The following is a 16616-nucleotide window of genomic DNA, read 5'->3' as shown; positions in this document are numbered from 1 at the left end:
ATCTCAGTATTGGTGGTCATGAGAGGGCAGTGGCATGAGCCAGTGGGATTGGAACGTGCGGATCACAGTTTCTTTTACTCATTGCTCAGATCATAATGCTGTTTTATAAATGTGTGGATGGAGATGATAATGAGTGTGCGTTTAGGAATGGCTATAGGGAGCGCTATATTGTTGTTTTGTGGGTGCAGCTCAACGAGTGAACTGCAATTGAGCCCAGCTTCGCAACTGCAGCAAACACAAGACTGTGACCAAACTTGGTTTGAAAAAGTTGAAATGCAGATATTAACAGGCGATGACAATGGCCATGGACCCGATTTAGGCTCACTTGAGTGGCGTTCTGTGGTGGAGTTTAAGTTAGGCGTAAGAGACGATGAGTCGTTGCCGGAAGTCAGCTCTGATTTGTGGTGTGACTATATCGATGAGCATTTTATCAAAAAGACCGGTATTAAATAGAGACATCAGTTTTTAGCGCTGCTATCAGTCTTGTACTCAACTCAACTCGACACACTCATTCATCTGGCAGTAGGTATAGCGCTGTGCAAGGTTAGCGTGAGAGCTTAGTGCTCTGCATAATAGTGGGTGGGCAAATCTGTTGTTTTTTAAATTCCTGCATCACTTTCAGTGTAATATCAGTTTCAAACAGCTTTTCGTATTTAGTGTCGAGAACGTAGGCTTTTAGTGTCAGTTTGATGGCAAAGTAACTGTCGCTAATATCTTGTTTGACCAAAACGACAATCGGTTTTGGCAAGTGGATATAGCGACTCGATGCAGCGGCTTCTCTGATGATGTCGGTCGCGAGTGACAAGTCTTGATCCAGCGCGACATAGAAGGGGATAACCACTTGCATGTCTAATGCGCCATAGTTGCCACTGACCACCACATCGCTTAGAAACTTACTGTTGGGAATGGTAATAATGTCATCAGTTAAGGTGCACATTCTGACCGAGCGAAGCCCAATGGTGATGATATCGCCATAATGTCCCTCAAACGTGACTCTATCCCCGACCTGAAATGGCCTGTCTATCATTACGGTTAACCCTGCAATAAAGGAGGCAGCGAGGTCTTTCATCGCAAAGCCGACTGACACTGCCAGTGTGCCGCCAATAAGCGTGAGTACTCTGTCATCGACTCTAAAGCTGAGCATGAATACCGAGATCCCAGCGGTCATATAAACAAAAAACTGGAAAAATGACTGTAGTTTTTGCGCTAACATACGCCTTTGTGCAAATTGACTACTGATCGAGTCGACAATGTTCTGGGTGAATTTCAACATCAACCAAGCAACAAAAAGTACTAATCCTGAAATAAAAACACCGCTCCATCGAATAAGACTGGCGATGTCAGTTAGGCTATCCAGATTGGGCGATAGATCTTCTGCTAATGGTTGAAAGCTAATAAATAGTGTCAGCAGAAGCAGTTTTGAGTATCGTTTTAGTATCATCTACTTCACCAGTAAGTGTTGGTTATGCAGTGTATTTGTGATGTACCTAAACCAATGTGAGGAGATTTTGGCTTTATCATCAATTAGCTCGATGAAGCCCCTATTCTGAAAGTAGCGCAGGGTATTTAGCACTTCTGCAAAACCTAGCTGAGTACAAGCGGATAGCTCTTCCGCCGACGCTACTTCTAACTGGACTATCGCTCGTAGCACTGCCAGCATAGGCTTTGGCATATTCTCAAGCTCCTTGGCATCGGGTGCTTTAAAAATCCTCACGAAGACCTCACCACTGCTTTTATCTTGGTGCAGTGACTGCCGGAAAAAGCGTAATGCAACACTTGGATTACCGTCTGAGTAGTCCCATAGAATACGATAAAACCCCTGTTCTGCTCGTTGCTTTTCCGTTAGCTCGTGTTCATCCCACTGTTTAGGCAGTTTTAATCCAGCAAAGCTGAGCGCATGCTCACCCTCCATACCAATACGGCTGCTTAATAGCGCTGCAATTTGAGTTTCATTCCAGCGGGGCATTGCTACCACCTTATCGAACAACAGCCTTTCCCCTCTTGCTCGGTCAACAAAGCGCCAAGCTGATTGCTCTACTCCAAGGAGTACACCGTGTTGATTACGGCCTCGACGTAATAACTTAGATAGTTTCATTAAGTCAATTAAGCCACCGACCTTAGGGCTAATAATTCGTTGGCAATCATCAATGCAGAACACAAACCGTTTCTCTGTACCTCTTAGCAGTTGCAGCAGTTCAGTCTCATCGGCGTTTTTAGCTAAACCCAGTGCAGTATTGATTTGTTGCACGAGTGGTTGATAACCACCATAGGGGCAGCTTATGTAAATAGCATTTTCGGAGTTTGCTCGGTAGATCACTCTTTTTAGTAGTGTTGTTAGACCTAAGCCTCGCTCACTATAAATTAGCGCCATGGCAGGAGTGGGGGCAAGTACATAGCGAGCTATTTCATTGAGCTCTGCGCTGGCGTAATTTTCGATAAGTTCGCTATCTTCGTGCCCTGGCTTTACGTAGGAAAAAGTATCTTCACCTTTTATTCGCACCATGTTGGCATTTTGTTTATCAGCTTGGCTTTGCTTAGCCACTTCAACTCGAAAAAAATAGGCGATGGCATGCTTAAAGGTTTGGTACTTAGATAGCTTATTAAAGAGTTCTTGAAATAGGCGCTGGGAAAAGAGTCTATATACGCCAATGAGCGTAGCGATAGGGGCTAAAAGAGTAACTGCTTGTCTTTTTATTGCCCAGTCAATATAAGCGGGGTGCTCTTCAGAATGGCTTAATTGTTTAAAGACCACACTACGCCAATTGGTTAATGTTTTAATTAATAGTATGAGTAATACCAGTAGAATTAAGGTTTGGACCCAAGTGTATATCGTTCCTTGATAGACACTCATCTCTGTTGCTTTAAGAATAATACCGGCTGCCATTAGTGTCCAAACCCAACGTTTTACGGTACTAACGCGCAGTTCGACTATCTCAGATTGATTGTTGTAATGGCTGTGGTGTGAGGTGAACTCAGTGATCAATCGAATGATAATGGCTGCCGCAAAACTCCAATTAATGACCACACTCAAATAGTTAATACTATCGAGGCCGGGCAAGCTAATTAAGGTGTTAATCACAATGCTTAAGGCTGCAAACCAAGCTAAAGGTGCTTGTACTTTATTGAGGTAACGCCAAATTATGTGGCTAATAGGCTCGCCAGATAGTGGCTTGCTCTTAGTGTTTTTTAATTGAGACACTATTAGTTTTGGTGCGGTTTTAAGCCACCAAGATAACAGTATGCCGATTAAACTGAGTTTGAAAATAAGCACTAATAATGGAAAGGGTGAGACCTTTAGATCTGTGGTGAATCTGACTAGGTGTCTAAACTGGGAGATCAGCTGATAATTGATGATCGCTTCGGTGACTTGTGCCTCGAGCAAAAGCTGTCTAACACCGTCTGGGCCAAAACCTGTAAACTGCTCATTAATACTGACCGATACATAGGTTAATAGTTTTGCTTTATTCTGGCTGAGGCTATCGAGCGATAACTTGGTTTGCTCAATAGCAGGCCAGTCATTAGGGTCTTTGGAGGTTCGAAACTGACGTAACTGTTGATTCAGTTGCTTGGCATGAGATTGTTGCTGTTCAAATGTATTGATTAATATATTCGCAGCGCGACTTTGATCGCGATTATCAGCGAGGTGTTGCTCGGGTAGGGCATTGACTTGGGTCGAGATGGCTTTGCTCTTCTCTGTCAATTCTGGAGTGTCAAAAGTAGACCAATTAGCCAGAAGGTCAAATGGTGAGAGTACTAGGGCGCAGAAAAGCAGTTTATTTAGCATCTGTTTTCGCAACATATAAGAGTCGTACTCCAGCTGCAGTATTCTAATTTCTCATTAATGAAAATAGCATAAGTGACAGATTTTGCCGAAATTTTAGTCTCGTATAATGTCGGCTTTGATAATCAGCAGTGTGGATTTAGCATTACGATTATGGGTTAAGCAGTGACATAGACCCAAGATCCCGATTAGAATCTCGAGCAACTTGTGCTTATGAGCCACTTTTATGATCCAAAAAATAATTCCTACTAACGTCATTACCGGCTTCCTTGGCGTTGGTAAAACGTCATTTATTAGGAGCCTGTTAAGCCAAAAGCCTGCAGATGAAGTGTGGGCTGTGTTGGTCAATGAATTTGGCGAGGTCGGTATTGATGCCAGCCTTCTAGGCGGAGAAACGCAGCAGATACAGATTAAAGAGGTGGCGGGTGGCTGTATGTGCTGTGCTGCAGGTTTACCGATGCAAGTGGCTATTAACCAGTTAATCGCTAAAGCTAAACCGGATAGATTACTTATCGAACCCACCGGTTTGGGGCACCCTCAAGAGGTGCTTAAGGTATTAACTCAAGCTCATTATCAGCAAGTGCTAGCGATGAAAACATGTATCACTTTAGTGGATGCAAGAAAGCTCAACGACAGTCGATATACCCAGCATGATATTTTTAATCAGCAGTTACAAGTGGCGGACCTGATATTAGCGAGTAAGGCTGATTGTTATGAAATGGCCCTTATGGAACCATTATCTGACTATATCGCGGCCTTAAATAATAGCGCTGTTACTCATGGTGCTGATAGCGACTCAAGTCATACCAATCAGCGGAAACAGCTTGCTATTGAACCCTGGAGTACTAAGCAGGTCGAGTTGTTAATGCCATCAATAATCGCACGACTCAATCAGCCACATGAGCAGATTGTTAATCCTCGGGGAATGCAAAAATTAAACGGATCACCTTTAGTGATACAGCAAGCTGCACGGCTTTTAGATGCTAATTATAGTCCGTTGTTCTCTAAAGAAGCTAAACCACAAGATGTTGAGTTTGACGGAGAAGGCATCATGCGTAAAACCAAACATGCTGAAGGGTTTTACAGTTGTGGCTGGGTATTCGATTTAAGTTATCAATTTGATTTTGATAAGTTGTTGCACTTGATTAAAAGCCTAAAGGTTATTCGTCTTAAAGCCGTGATGATCACCGAAGAGGGAATTGCTGGATTTAATAGTGTGGACTCCGAGTTATCTATCGTTGAACTTGACGATGCGATGGACTCGAGAGTTGAGTTGCTGTCTATGTCAAAAATAGACCGTGAGCTTATTGAAGATGCGCTATTATCGGTTTGTTCGCGATTCGGATCATAAAAATCAATTGAGGACAGTTGATATGCACTTTCACTGAGTACAACAGTTTAAGGTAAAGTCGTCCACGTGAACGTTATTATTAGCGAGGGCTAAACAGGTATTAACTTATTAACTTATTAATAATTAGCTGTGAAAGTAAGCGGTAAAAAAGTAGAGTGTGATAAAGGAATCGTTGTTATCGATAGACTGCTGACTTTTTTAAGTAATGGCAAGTTTATGATATGAAGTTTTATAAAACAGGATGTTAGAAATGAAATTATTCTCTAAAACGATATTGGCCACAGCATTGTCCGTGACTATGTTTGCCGCTAGCCCACTATCAGCCTCAGAGTTTGGCGATACCTATAAGGCCTACAATGAGGCAGTGGCAGCAGAGAACAGTGCTGATATTGAGACCTATGCGCTTAAAGCTTATCAACTTGGTAAACAAAAGTTTGCATCAGATAGCCTTGATATTGCCATGCTTGCCCTCAATGCTGCTGATGCATTAATCCTAAATGTTCCGAAAAATACTTATGTCGAAGAAAATGCTGCAAAGGCCAAGAAGCTCAAGCAGCAGGCATTTGAGCTTTATAAGGTTGCACTGGTTAACTACACCAAAAGCTACGGTGATGAAGCGGTTGAACTTATAGACCCTTTGATGGGATTAGCTGACTCCAGTAGTAAAAAAGACGCTCGTGAGTATTTAGATGATGCATTGGATATTGCCGAAGAGTCAGATGATTCAATGATCATTGCTGATACTCAGATGGCTTACTTTGAGATGCTGGCTAATAGTCGTTATTACACCCGTAAAGTGCGTAATTATGCGATTGATGCCTACACAACTTATGAAAAGTTACTGCCAGAAAATGCAATGAAACGAGTTTTAGCCGCTTTTACCGTTGGCTCGATTGAATATTCGGAGAAACATTATGATAAAGCGGAAACGGCATTACTCTATGTGATTAAGCAGTTTGAAGCTTTGGACTTTGATCATCCATATGAATTGGCTGCACATGCTAAGTTAGTTGAGATTTATGAAATCCAAGGCGAAAGTGATAAGTCCACTCAGCATTGTATTGCTATTGGTAGTATGACCCCTTGGAATGCCGAGCAGGAGCAAACACCGCTGTTTAGAGTGCCGCCTAAGTACCCTATGTCATCCTTGAAAAGAAGACAGGAGGGCTGGAGCCAAGTCAGCTTTACTGTTAATGAAATGGGTTTTGTGGTTGATCCGGTTATTATGGATTCTAAAGGGGGGTCAGCTTTTAATAAAAGCACACTTAAGGCATTAAAGAAATGGCGTTATGCGCCTAAATTTATCGACGGTAAAGCGGTTGCTGCAAACTCGACGGTGCAGTTAGATTATACAATACAGTAATTACAAACTGCATTATTAAACGGTATAAAAAGCTGAGGTGACTCAAAAGTGAGCACCTCAGTGTCATTATGTATGACTAGGTTAAATAAACATTCAAACTACAGGCGCCATGTGCGCCCACAACAAGTGCTTGCTCAATATCTGCCGTTTTAGAAGGTCCAGCGATAAACGTGCCAAACTCCCCTGGGGCTAATGTCATTAAACTAGTGGCTTGATGCATATTGGCAACAATGCTTTTAGCTTCTATCACTAGCAATAGATTTTCACAAATGAACGGGGTCACCCGGTGGCCCAGATTCTTGGTATTTACCCAGATAGCACCATTTTCTGCGACACCACAGTCGCCAGGGATCACCGCATAGTCGATATCACTTAGTTCATGAGCCGTAGCACTGACCTCACGGTTACCACTAATGCCCTCAACCATAGAGATAACTTGCATACCTTGAGCAATATGCTCATCGACAGTGGCTTGCAAATTAACTAAGCCACCTTCGCGATGAAGAGTACCTGCAACCGTTATTAAGTTAGCTTCGAACTGGCCAACTAAATCGTCAATACGTGGTGCAACATCAATAGTCGGCATAGCGTGTGGTGCCATAGCGGCACTTTTTAATGCATTTAAAATATGTTGTTTGCTAGACATGTTATTAGCCTCTATTTTTCTTAAACCAAGCTTCGAAGCTTGAGTTCGGTGCCACTGGGAGCTCGCGATATTTGCCCCATGCGCCTGAGAAAGGTTTTAGTAAACTGCCTGGGAGTATTTTTAACGCCATACGGGCAATACCCATTGAACAGTTGAGCGCGGTTTCACTGGCCATAAACTTACCGACTAATGGCATGTAATTGGATTTACCGTAAGGCAATTTACCGGCTTCAGCTTTAAGTCTTCTATGGTGGTGAATAATCTTGTCTAACGGTACTTTTGTTGGGCAAACATAGGAGCAGCTGCCACATAAGGTACATGCCCACGCGATAGAGTTAGTATCATCATGCTGAGCACCCACAGCGATACCGATAGGACCTGGGATGGTGTAGTTGTAACTGTGTCCACCAGAACGACGATAAACAGGACACGTATTTAGACAACCACCACAGCGAATACATTTTAGCGCTTCCGCGAGGATCTTATCTTTGAGCATATCAGTACGGCCATTATCGACAATAATGACATGCATTTCACCGCCGTCCTGTGGACCACGATAGAAAGAGCTGTAAGTGGTGACTGGTTGACCTGTGGCGTTTCTCGCCAAGGTGCGTAGTATTACCGCGGCACTCTCTAGGTTGGGTACAATCTTGTCAATTCCCATAGAGTGTAACTGCAATTTGGGTAAGTTAGCCCCCATATCAGCGTTACCTTCGTTGGTACATACCACCACGGCGCCTTTGTCTGCAATCGCCATATTAACGCCTGTCATTGCAGCATCGGCAGACAGAAATTTCTCACGTAGGTGTTGGCGAGCTGCACGCGTTAAGTAAAGTGGGTCTGAGGCGCCAGCATTAGTGCCGAGCTTCTCATGGAATAGATCACCCACTTCCTCTTTTTTCATATGGATAGCCGGTACCACAATATGTGACGGTGGCATTTCAGCTAGCTGAATAATACGTTCACCTAAATCAGTATCGATAACTTCAATGCCACGCTCTTCCAAATATGGATTCATGTGGCACTCTTCGGTGAGCATCGATTTAGATTTGACTACCTTCTTTACGTGATGCTTGGCCAAGATCTCATGCACAATACGGTTGTGTTCTGCGCCATCTTTAGCCCAGTGCACCTTTATATTATTCTTAATACAGTTTTGTTCAAACTCTTCTAAATACTCTGTCAAATGGGTCAGTGTATGCAGTTTCATCTCTGAGCCGATTTGACGTAACTGTTCCCATTCAGGAATGCTTCCGGCAGCACGATCGCGCTTTTCGCGAAGTGTCCACAATGCTTTAGAGTGCCAATCAACGCGAGATTCGTCTTTGCAGAATATCTCCGCTTTATGGGCATGAACGTTAGATTTTGAAGTCGACATGTCTGCTCCTATAGCACTGCGTTAAGAATTTGAGCGATGTGGCGTGTTTCGATAGGTAATTTTTGGCGTCTAACCATACCATCGATATGAAGGAGGCAAGATGGGTCGAATCCAACAGCATATTTTGCCCCAGTTGCCGCGTGCGCTTGCGCTTTATCTTTGCCCATTTTGGCTGATACTGCGCCTTCATCAACGGCAAAAGTTCCCCCGAATCCACAGCATTCATCTAGCTTATCTGGATAGACAATTTCGATTTCAGGAATCGCGGCAAGTACGGCTTCAAACTTGTTCTTGCGGGGTCCCATTTGCTCGCTTGGGGTGGCCAAATCAAGCATACGAATACCATGGCAACTCATCTGAAGACTAATTTTGTGTGGAAATGGTTTACTAAAAGCAGGGATCGGCGCGACGTCGTGTAAAAACTCCGTCAATTCATATAGCTTAGCAATCACGGCTTGTGCTTCTGGGCTATCGTCGAACTCGTGGAAATTTTCTTTAGCAGCCACTAAGCATGAGGCGGCAGGGCAGACGATGGCATCGCATTCAACACCTTTAAAGGCATTGAGTAGTTTTAATGTGGTTTTCTTGGCTTCGTTAAAACAACCTGAGTTAGTCATTGGTTGACCACAGCAGGTTTGACCTGAAGGCAAGATGACTTGATGACCGAGTTTCTCTAGTAGTTCAAGTGTTGCGATCCCGACTTCTGGGACCATCTGATTCACTAGACACGGAATGAAAAGTGCTATCTTCATTTTGCTTTCTCTTCTATTTGCAGACATTGTTAGCAATTTAGAGCCGTAAAAAGTCTGCAAGAAGCGGACTTTAATATAGACCCGGTATTCGCTTTAGGTTTTTCTCACCTGTTCAATATAGGCGCATAACCTTGTAAAAAGTAGTGCTAATTTAGCAAATAAGAGTGAGTATTTTTGCAAAAATGAAAATAAGCTAGGTGTTTGTATATTAAAGAGATATTGAGTTATAACTCTAATTTTAAATGGGCAGTTGTTAAAAGTGGAAAGTTGTTAAAAATGAATATCGGGGAGTCGGTGACTTCCAACTTGATGAAAGTGAAAAGAATTAGGGGCAAACATCGCCCCAAACTTTCTATAGCTTGATTACAAGCTGCCGATTAAAAGGACTCAATTAAAACGTCAATTTAGTCGGTTAATGTTCATCCCATTCTAGAGTTCTAACGCGTACACTCTTCGAGCAGGTAAGCAAGGTGACGATATGACATACCACTATGTTGGGTTAAGCCCACTTCACACATGCGGTTAGCGTAATACCCTTCATTGACATCAACTGGAATAAGCTTTTTGATGTTGCGCAGTGCACTGGCGTTAATCTCAGGCTTATAAAGCCCTTTCTCACCGGCATAACCACAGCAAGTAATTCCCGCTGGGCGAATGACTTTGTTGCTACACGCATCTACAATCGCTTCCATTTTAGGTTCAATCTTCATCTTACGAGCGCTACAGCCTAAGTGAAGTGCTACCGCGGGTTTTTTGCGGTTAATGGTTAACTTATCGAGCAATTTATCATGGATGAAATCAACCATATCGACTATCTCGACCTTGTCAGCTAACGATGTGTCACCGGCAAGGGTACGGTAGGTGCAAGACAGTGCGTCAATAATGACAGGCAGCTTACCGCCTTGAGTCATGGCAGAAACGGCATCAATTAACTCTTTCCGTTTCGCGTCTGCATTCTTAAAGTCACCTTTAGACTCCCACATTTGACCGCAACATAAGTCGCGCGTTTTCTCTGGCGTAATGACGTTATAGCCAGCACGTTCAAGTAAAGTAACCACCACCTCTGGCAGGGTTCTATTGTCAGGATCTTTCGGTGTTGGACCAAAGGTACGTCCACCACAAGCGGGGAAGTAGACAACGGTTTCTTGCCCTGGTATTGGCGCAGAAAGCTTAGGTAACTTGCCGCCTTTAGGGAAGTCTGGATTCCAATAAGGGACCTCTTTACTCACCACTCGACCCGCTTTCATAATGGCGCCAGTGATGCTGCTACCAGTGATTTTATGAATGGTGCCAAGGACACTGAATCCTGTACTGATAACTTGGTTCACAGCGCCAAAGTGCTTGGCTTGGAAGTCGAGTACTTTTTGTTCAGTAGTACTGATGTAGGGGGTTCTAAGCTTACGCACAAGATTCCCCATACTATTGTCTACTGGGCAAGCAATGGTACAAAGCTGACAAGCAGCGCAGGTATCGACTACATCGTATTTTGCCGCAGCACGCATTTCGCTTGCGGCTTGCTTATCACCTGATTGCTCTAGACGTTCAATTTCACGCAGTGTCGCAATACGTTGGCGTGGTGACATCGTTAACGCAGATGTTGGGCAGGTCTTTTCGCAGAAGCCACATTCAATGCATTTGTCGATCAAGTCATCAACTACCGGGCATGGCTTAATGTTCTTAACGTGAACTAGATTGTCGTCGTTCAGAATGACCCCAGGGTTTAGCAGGCCTTCAGGGTCAAATATCTGCTTAATACGCTTCATTAAGGTGTAAGCATCGCTGCCCCATTCCATCTCAACAAACGGTGCTACAGCACGTCCCGTGCCGTGCTCGGCTTTCATTGAGCCGTCGTACTTGTTGATAACCATCTCGGCGACATCCTGCATAAATGCCTGGAAGCGCTCAATATCAGCCTGAGAGTTGAATGTTGGTGTGATAATGAAGTGGAAGTTACCCGCTAAAGCATGGCCATAGATAACGCCTTCTGGGTAGTTATGCTTATGGAATAACTCCGTCAGATCGTTAGCGGCAGCGGCAAGATGTTCAAGCTCAAATGCCACGTCTTCAATAATAACCGAGGTGCCTTTAGGACGCTCACCACCAATAATGGGGAAGAGTCCCGAACGCATTGCCCAGTATTGACCAAACACGGCCGGGTCGTCACTGAAGGTAATAGGGCGCTCAGTTTCGATGTGAGCCAGCTTAGCAATGACATCTTGGGTATAGCGTTCAAGTGTGTTTTTATCATTAGCGCGAGATTCAATCAGCAGTATTGATGCGCCTTCAGGAAGCTCTGATAACCACAATGGCATCCCCGTTTTACCCGTTACGGCTTTGATTGATGCCCAATCGAGTAATTCTGCCGCGGCAACACTGTCACCGACCAAAGGTGGGATCGACTTTGCTGCATCTTCCATATTGAAAAATACAGCCATGGCCGAGGCTTTAAAGAGCGCTTCATCAACGGTGTTGTAGGTGACTTCTTCAACAAAGGCTAATGTGCCTTCTGCACCCACAATAAGGTGGTTGATAAGCTCAAATGGATCGCTAAAGTCGACCAATGCATTAAGGCTATAGCCAGTGGTGTTTTTGATTGAAAATTTCTTGCGAATTCTATCGGCGAGCGTTTGATTACTCAGTGTCATGTCGACCAAATCGAGTAACGACTTGATAAGTTCTGGATGAGATTTTGCAAAGGCGGCTTTTGATGTTTCACACCCAGTATCAAGTTCAGTTCCATCGGCAAACAGAAGTTTGGCTGAGGCGATAGTCTGATAACTATTTTGCGCAGTACCACAGCACATACCCGAGGCGTTGTTCGACACTATGCCGCCAATCATTGCTGATGCTAAGGTGGCTGGATCAGGACCTATTTTCTTATTTAGCGGTTTCAATGCAGCGTTTGCATCAGAACCGATGACGGCTGTACCTAAAGTGATTTGGCTAGCATCGTCGCTTACGACTAGCGTTCTAAAACCATCATGGCCTAAGATAAGCAGAATGCCTTCACCAATCGCTTGCCCAGAAAGACTGGTGCCAGCGGCTCTGAATGTGACAGGAGCACCATAGTTACGTGCGATGGCAAGCGTGCGTTTAGCTTGCTCAAGTGTATCTGCATGAACCACGATTTCGGGCACTATACGAAAATAACTTGCGTCAGTAGACCAAGCGAAGCGGCGCACTGGATCGTTAGTGGCTGCATCTTCACCAATTTGGCTACGTAAATCTGTTAATACAGCTTCATAATTAATCGACATTGATTTATCTCTACACTCGTACTTAAAGTGAATAAAGCCGCAGACAATGCGGCTTTCGATATTATTATTCTATTTTTATAGCGCTGGGATTAAAAACCACCCCAAACCGCGGCGATGGTGCCTGCTACTAAAGCATAGCCCAGTGCCACAGGCATCGTCTTACGGATAATTTCAGACTCTCGCCCAGCCATTCCCACAACGGTTGCAGCTGCGACAACGTTCATTACACACATCATGTTACCGGCGTTAGCACCAATACCTTGCATGGCTAATATTAGGGCATGGTTGGCACCAATATTGTCAGCAACGCTGTACTGAAGACCGGAAAACATCATATTTGAGAAGGTTGCAGAGCCTGATAGGAAGGCGCCAAAAATACCGACGATTGGGGAAACCCAAGCCCATACTGAGCCCATGCTATTAGCCAAAGTATCAGCAAGCGCGACTGGCATTGAGGCTAAGCCTGATGTGTTCTCACCAGAGTTGAGAAAAATTTTCACCATTGGTACTGATGCGCCGAGTGAGATAATCGTGGGTACCATAGACTTACAAGAAACGGTAATAGACTCTTTAATCGCAGGTGATTTCATTTTAAAGAGGAAGAAACCTAAAATGCACACCAATATAAAGAATGCACCTGGAGCATAAAACGTGGCAAAGCCTGCTTTTAGTTCAGTCCCCAACAAACCAGTCCAACTGATATTAAAGCTAGTGAGCCAGACTTTTAACGGAGTCACAATGCGAGATAAAACAAGCAGTGCTGCCATTATTATGTAGGGAGACCATGCGGCAATTTGCGAAAATTGTGCTTTCGTTGTGATCTCTTTACGCTCTTGCCCATCATTTTCGGCAAAATCATTCCAAGGTTCTTTCGGCAACAGGTAGCCTTTCTTTGCGACAGGGATGACAAGTGCCATACCGACGAGTGCACCGATAACGGATGGGAACTCAGGACCGGCAAAGTAGTTAATTAACCACGCTGGTATAGTGAAAGACAGACCAGCAAAAAGGGCAAACTTCCAAATGGCTAACCCTTCTTTAAATGATTTATTACGACCGAAGAAGCCAGTAAGAATCGCCACCATCGTCAATGGAATTAAGGTACCAGTCACCAGATCGATAGTGATCATGTGCATCGCAATAAATTGTGCGAAATCAGCAAAACTACCACCATGCTGCGCTATTTGCTCGGCAGCCATGTTCACGCCACCGGTAGTCAAACCCTGTTCCATACCGAATAAAACCGGTAAACCAATAGCACCAAACGATACGGACGTTGAGTCAGCAATTAGCGCGACAACAGCCGATGCAATCGGTGGAATACCTAAAAGAACCAGTAATGGTGCACCAATGGCTGCAGGTGTACCAAAGCCTGCTGAGCCTTCGATAAATGAGCCAAATAACCAACAAATGATAATGACTTGCACTCGGGCATCAGCACTAATATTAGTGAAGCCAGCACGAATGGTGTCCATGGCACCTGAATATTTCAGTGTGTTGAGTAGGAACACAGCGCCAAAGATAATCGTTAACGGTGTTAGTGCAGAAAGAAGGCCTTCAACGACTGATGCGGCAAGGAAAGTAGTATCCATTTGCCAGACAAAGACGGCTGCCAATCCGGTGAAAACCATCGAAATAGGCATGGCTCTTGATGCTGGCATCCGTAAAAGTACTAAAAATAGCATTACGCTGATAATCGGCGTTAAGCTTGCGAGTAGTTGAATAAAGGTCATGCTTGCCTCGTGTTATATGGGTTGCTAACTTCAATTGTTGTTACCCGACTAATGACTAATTATTGATTATGGCGGGCTGAGATGCGTACTAGACGTTAATTAGGCTAACCCTAATATGATCTAGATCAGTTTGTAGCTTAATTGTGGCTGATAATACTCGTAGTGGGATGTATTGCTGCTTGCTGGATTTTTTAGCGTGATCTGGATCGTTGATTATTGTTTGTTAAATGTAATTAAAGTTATATAAAAAGCTGAATACTGCTGATTATAGGTGACGTAACTGATAGCAGAGCTGATTTTATGAATAAAAGGCCTTGTTTTGATCTAGATGTTTCGGTTTCGATTGTTAGCTTGGATTGGCGTCATAAGTGGGTGTTGTGAGCATGATCACGTATTTTTTCATGCGCGGTGTCTCATTATAGTTGGTTTGCTTGTAATGCTATGTTATTTAAGGTTTTTAGTTTTAACACTGGGTTTGGAGGTAGAGTTGATGTGGGTAATCATTCGCATTTAGTCTGTTGCTATAAGACAATTTAAGCACTTAAATGACGGCCTAAATTTGCTTTAACGATATTTAACATCCATGAATACAGTTCTATGTCACTTTGATTTGCTTGGATGGATAGGAATGAAGCAAGGTCAGTGATGCCTGCCGGCCTTGCTTTTTGGTTTTAAAAGAGCTTGCTGCCCCAGCCTAATTTAGAACGTAACACATGGAAGTAGTTATGCCCCTTAGGGTGTATCAACCTCAAGGTATCTTGGCTGCGTTGGATGATAATCTCATCACCCGGTAGAACGGGTAGATTGACGTGGCCATCACAACTGACCTCCAAATTATCTCCATTATGAGGAGAGACGACTAACTTGATTATGCAACCCGCATCGACAACAATAGGTCTGCAAGACAGTGTGTGCGGAAACATAGGTACTAAAATCATCGCTTCTAAGTTGGGGGTGAGAATAGCCCCACCTGCTGATAACGAATACGCTGTAGATCCTGTTGGCGTTGATACAATCATTCCATCGGCACGTTGGCTGTACATGAACTTTTCGTCAATATAGACTTCAAATTCAATCATATGAGCGATTTTACCTGGGTGGAGAACCGCTTCATTTACCGCGGTGTTGCTTGATTTTAGCTCGCCGTGACGGTGAACTTCCGCTTCAAGTAAAAAACGCTGCTCAGTATCAAACTCCCCTTCAAGTACTTTGGATAACGCTTCTTCAAAAGAGTCTGGGGGTAAATCGGTAAGGAAACCCAAGTTTCCGCGGTTGACGCCGATGACTGCGATATCGAACCTCGCCAGTACTCGTGCAGCCCCCAGCATATTACCGTCACCACCGACCACAATTGCTAAATCACATTGTGCGCCAATTTCTAGTAAATCGACTGAATGAGTATGTGAGCCAACATCGGCGGCAACTCGTTCTTCAACCAAGACGCTATAGCCTTGCATTGTTAACCAGTGATGCAATCTCTTTAGGGTGAGATTGGTTCCTTCATGGTTAGGCTTACCAATAAGTCCGATAGTGTGAAAGGGATTGCTCATATTTGTGCTTGATCCGGCTTTAGGCCTTGAAACCTTAAAATTGATCCCCATAATATGCTCAGAGCATGCAGAAACAAAGCATTTTTAGCTGGAGCAAAAATGAGCAACGAAACAAATAAAGCACAAGAGAACCAAATCGACGAGCAAGTTGAATCAATTATTGAAGGTGAGTTACTGAGCGAAGGTAGCGATGAAACCTCTTTAATGGACGAACTGACTCAAGCGAACTTTCGCGTTGAAGAGTTAGAGAAGTCTTTGCAAGAAGCACAATCTACAGTGGACTCACAAAAAGATTCTGTGATCCGTGCAGCTGCCGAAATCGATAATATTCGTCGCCGCGCCGCTATTGATGTAGAGAAGGCACGTAAGTTTGCACTTGAGAAATTTGCTAACGAGTTACTTCCTGTATTAGATAATATGGAGCGCGCGCTTCAAGGTACAGACGCTGAAGCTGAAGCAACTAAAGCGATTTACGAAGGTGTTGAACTCACTGCAAAGAGCTTTGTGAATGCCGTTGAGAAATTTGGACTGACTCAAGTGGATCCACAAGGTGATACCTTTAATCCTGAACTTCATCAGGCTATCGGTATGCAACCTAGCGCAGACTTTCCTGCCAATACGGTAATGATGGTAATGCAGAAAGGTTATACCCTTAACGAGCGTCTATTGCGCCCGGCAATGGTAATGGTTTCTCAAGGTTAATTCACTCTGGGTAAATAGCTCAGAGGTAATCGCTCTGTCTCAATGAGTCAGAGCGATTAATTCGACGCTAGTATTTCGACAATAACATTTCGAAATTAACATC

Annotated in this window: 12 protein-coding genes; 4 read left to right on the top strand and 8 right to left on the bottom strand. The window is 43.9% G+C overall.

Translation table 11 applies throughout. The features are described from left to right. Positions 1 to 129: 129 nt before the first annotated feature. Entirely contained in the window at positions 130 to 453 is a 324-nt protein-coding gene (locus L2729_RS06960; protein WP_248987617.1) for a hypothetical protein, read from the top strand. Positions 454 to 544: 91 nt separating this feature from the next. On the opposite strand, the gene L2729_RS06955 is transcribed toward L2729_RS06960, so the two are convergent. Both L2729_RS06955 and L2729_RS06950 read right to left on the bottom strand, forming a co-directional pair. Then, positions 545 to 1441 (bottom strand): mechanosensitive ion channel family protein, encoded by an 897-nt coding sequence (locus L2729_RS06955; RefSeq protein ID WP_248987616.1) that lies wholly within the window; start codon positions 1439 to 1441, stop codon positions 545 to 547. Further along, the gene (locus L2729_RS06950) at positions 1442 to 3784 is read right to left on the bottom strand and encodes an ATP-binding protein (protein ID WP_248987615.1); all 2343 of its coding nucleotides are present in this window, start codon (positions 3782 to 3784) and stop codon (positions 1442 to 1444) included. A 223-nt stretch (positions 3785 to 4007) separates the two neighbouring features. Between L2729_RS06950 and L2729_RS06945 the strand changes: the two genes are divergently transcribed. Then, on the top strand, positions 4008 to 5132 hold the full coding sequence (locus tag L2729_RS06945; protein ID WP_248987614.1) for a CobW family GTP-binding protein: 1125 nt from the start codon (positions 4008 to 4010) through the stop codon (positions 5130 to 5132). A 250-nt stretch (positions 5133 to 5382) separates the two neighbouring features. Beyond that, positions 5383 to 6495, top strand: a complete 1113-nt coding sequence (locus L2729_RS06940) for an energy transducer TonB (protein WP_248987613.1) — start codon at positions 5383 to 5385, stop codon at positions 6493 to 6495. A gap of 76 nt (positions 6496 to 6571) precedes the next feature. On the opposite strand, the gene L2729_RS06935 is transcribed toward L2729_RS06940, so the two are convergent. The 6 genes from L2729_RS06935 to nadK all read right to left on the bottom strand — a co-directional run bounded on the left by L2729_RS06935 (position 6572) and on the right by nadK (position 15811). After that, positions 6572 to 7141 (bottom strand): LutC/YkgG family protein, encoded by a 570-nt coding sequence (locus L2729_RS06935; protein ID WP_248987612.1) that lies wholly within the window; start codon positions 7139 to 7141, stop codon positions 6572 to 6574. Between the two features lie 4 nt (positions 7142 to 7145). After that, positions 7146 to 8519 (bottom strand): lactate utilization protein B, encoded by a 1374-nt coding sequence (locus L2729_RS06930; RefSeq protein WP_248987611.1) that lies wholly within the window; start codon positions 8517 to 8519, stop codon positions 7146 to 7148. An 8-nt stretch (positions 8520 to 8527) separates the two neighbouring features. Then, entirely contained in the window at positions 8528 to 9271 is a 744-nt protein-coding gene (locus tag L2729_RS06925) for a (Fe-S)-binding protein (RefSeq protein WP_248987610.1), read from the bottom strand. A gap of 437 nt (positions 9272 to 9708) precedes the next feature. Further along, positions 9709 to 12528, bottom strand: coding sequence for an FAD-binding and (Fe-S)-binding domain-containing protein (locus L2729_RS06920; protein ID WP_248987609.1), 2820 nt, complete (start codon positions 12526 to 12528; stop codon positions 9709 to 9711). An 89-nt stretch (positions 12529 to 12617) separates the two neighbouring features. Further along, positions 12618 to 14261 (bottom strand): L-lactate permease, encoded by a 1644-nt coding sequence (locus L2729_RS06915; RefSeq protein ID WP_248987608.1) that lies wholly within the window; start codon positions 14259 to 14261, stop codon positions 12618 to 12620. Between the two features lie 671 nt (positions 14262 to 14932). Continuing rightward, on the bottom strand, positions 14933 to 15811 hold the full coding sequence (nadK, locus tag L2729_RS06910; RefSeq protein WP_101092859.1) for an NAD(+) kinase: 879 nt from the start codon (positions 15809 to 15811) through the stop codon (positions 14933 to 14935). 99 nt (positions 15812 to 15910) lie between these two features. Here nadK and grpE point away from each other — a divergent pair, with 99 nt between their 5' ends. Continuing rightward, positions 15911 to 16513 (top strand): nucleotide exchange factor GrpE, encoded by a 603-nt coding sequence (gene grpE / locus L2729_RS06905; RefSeq protein WP_248987607.1) that lies wholly within the window; start codon positions 15911 to 15913, stop codon positions 16511 to 16513. Positions 16514 to 16616: the final 103 nt, after the last annotated feature.

Origin of the sequence: Shewanella gelidimarina, from assembly GCF_023283945.1 — a bacterium.
Taxonomy (GTDB): Bacteria; Pseudomonadota; Gammaproteobacteria; order Enterobacterales; family Shewanellaceae; genus Shewanella; species Shewanella gelidimarina.
This window is presented reverse-complemented; position numbering and strand designations above follow the sequence as displayed.

Bases quoted from the DNA above. Each gene is read 5' to 3' on its own strand.
- nadK (WP_101092859.1), bottom strand. From the start codon at position 15,811: ATGAGCAATCCCTTTCACACTATCGGACTTATTGGTAAGCCTAACCAT.
- L2729_RS06955 (WP_248987616.1), bottom strand. From the start codon at position 1,441: ATGATACTAAAACGATACTCAAAACTGCTTCTGCTGACACTATTTATT.
- L2729_RS06915 (WP_248987608.1), bottom strand. From the start codon at position 14,261: ATGACCTTTATTCAACTACTCGCAAGCTTAACGCCGATTATCAGCGTA.
- grpE (WP_248987607.1), top strand. From the start codon at position 15,911: ATGAGCAACGAAACAAATAAAGCACAAGAGAACCAAATCGACGAGCAA.
- L2729_RS06930 (WP_248987611.1), bottom strand. From the start codon at position 8,519: ATGTCGACTTCAAAATCTAACGTTCATGCCCATAAAGCGGAGATATTC.
- L2729_RS06925 (WP_248987610.1), bottom strand. From the start codon at position 9,271: ATGAAGATAGCACTTTTCATTCCGTGTCTAGTGAATCAGATGGTCCCA.
- L2729_RS06950 (WP_248987615.1), bottom strand. From the start codon at position 3,784: ATGCTAAATAAACTGCTTTTCTGCGCCCTAGTACTCTCACCATTTGAC.
- L2729_RS06945 (WP_248987614.1), top strand. From the start codon at position 4,008: ATGATCCAAAAAATAATTCCTACTAACGTCATTACCGGCTTCCTTGGC.
- L2729_RS06920 (WP_248987609.1), bottom strand. From the start codon at position 12,528: ATGTCGATTAATTATGAAGCTGTATTAACAGATTTACGTAGCCAAATT.
- L2729_RS06960 (WP_248987617.1), top strand. From the start codon at position 130: ATGAGTGTGCGTTTAGGAATGGCTATAGGGAGCGCTATATTGTTGTTT.
- L2729_RS06935 (WP_248987612.1), bottom strand. From the start codon at position 7,141: ATGTCTAGCAAACAACATATTTTAAATGCATTAAAAAGTGCCGCTATG.
- L2729_RS06940 (WP_248987613.1), top strand. From the start codon at position 5,383: ATGAAATTATTCTCTAAAACGATATTGGCCACAGCATTGTCCGTGACT.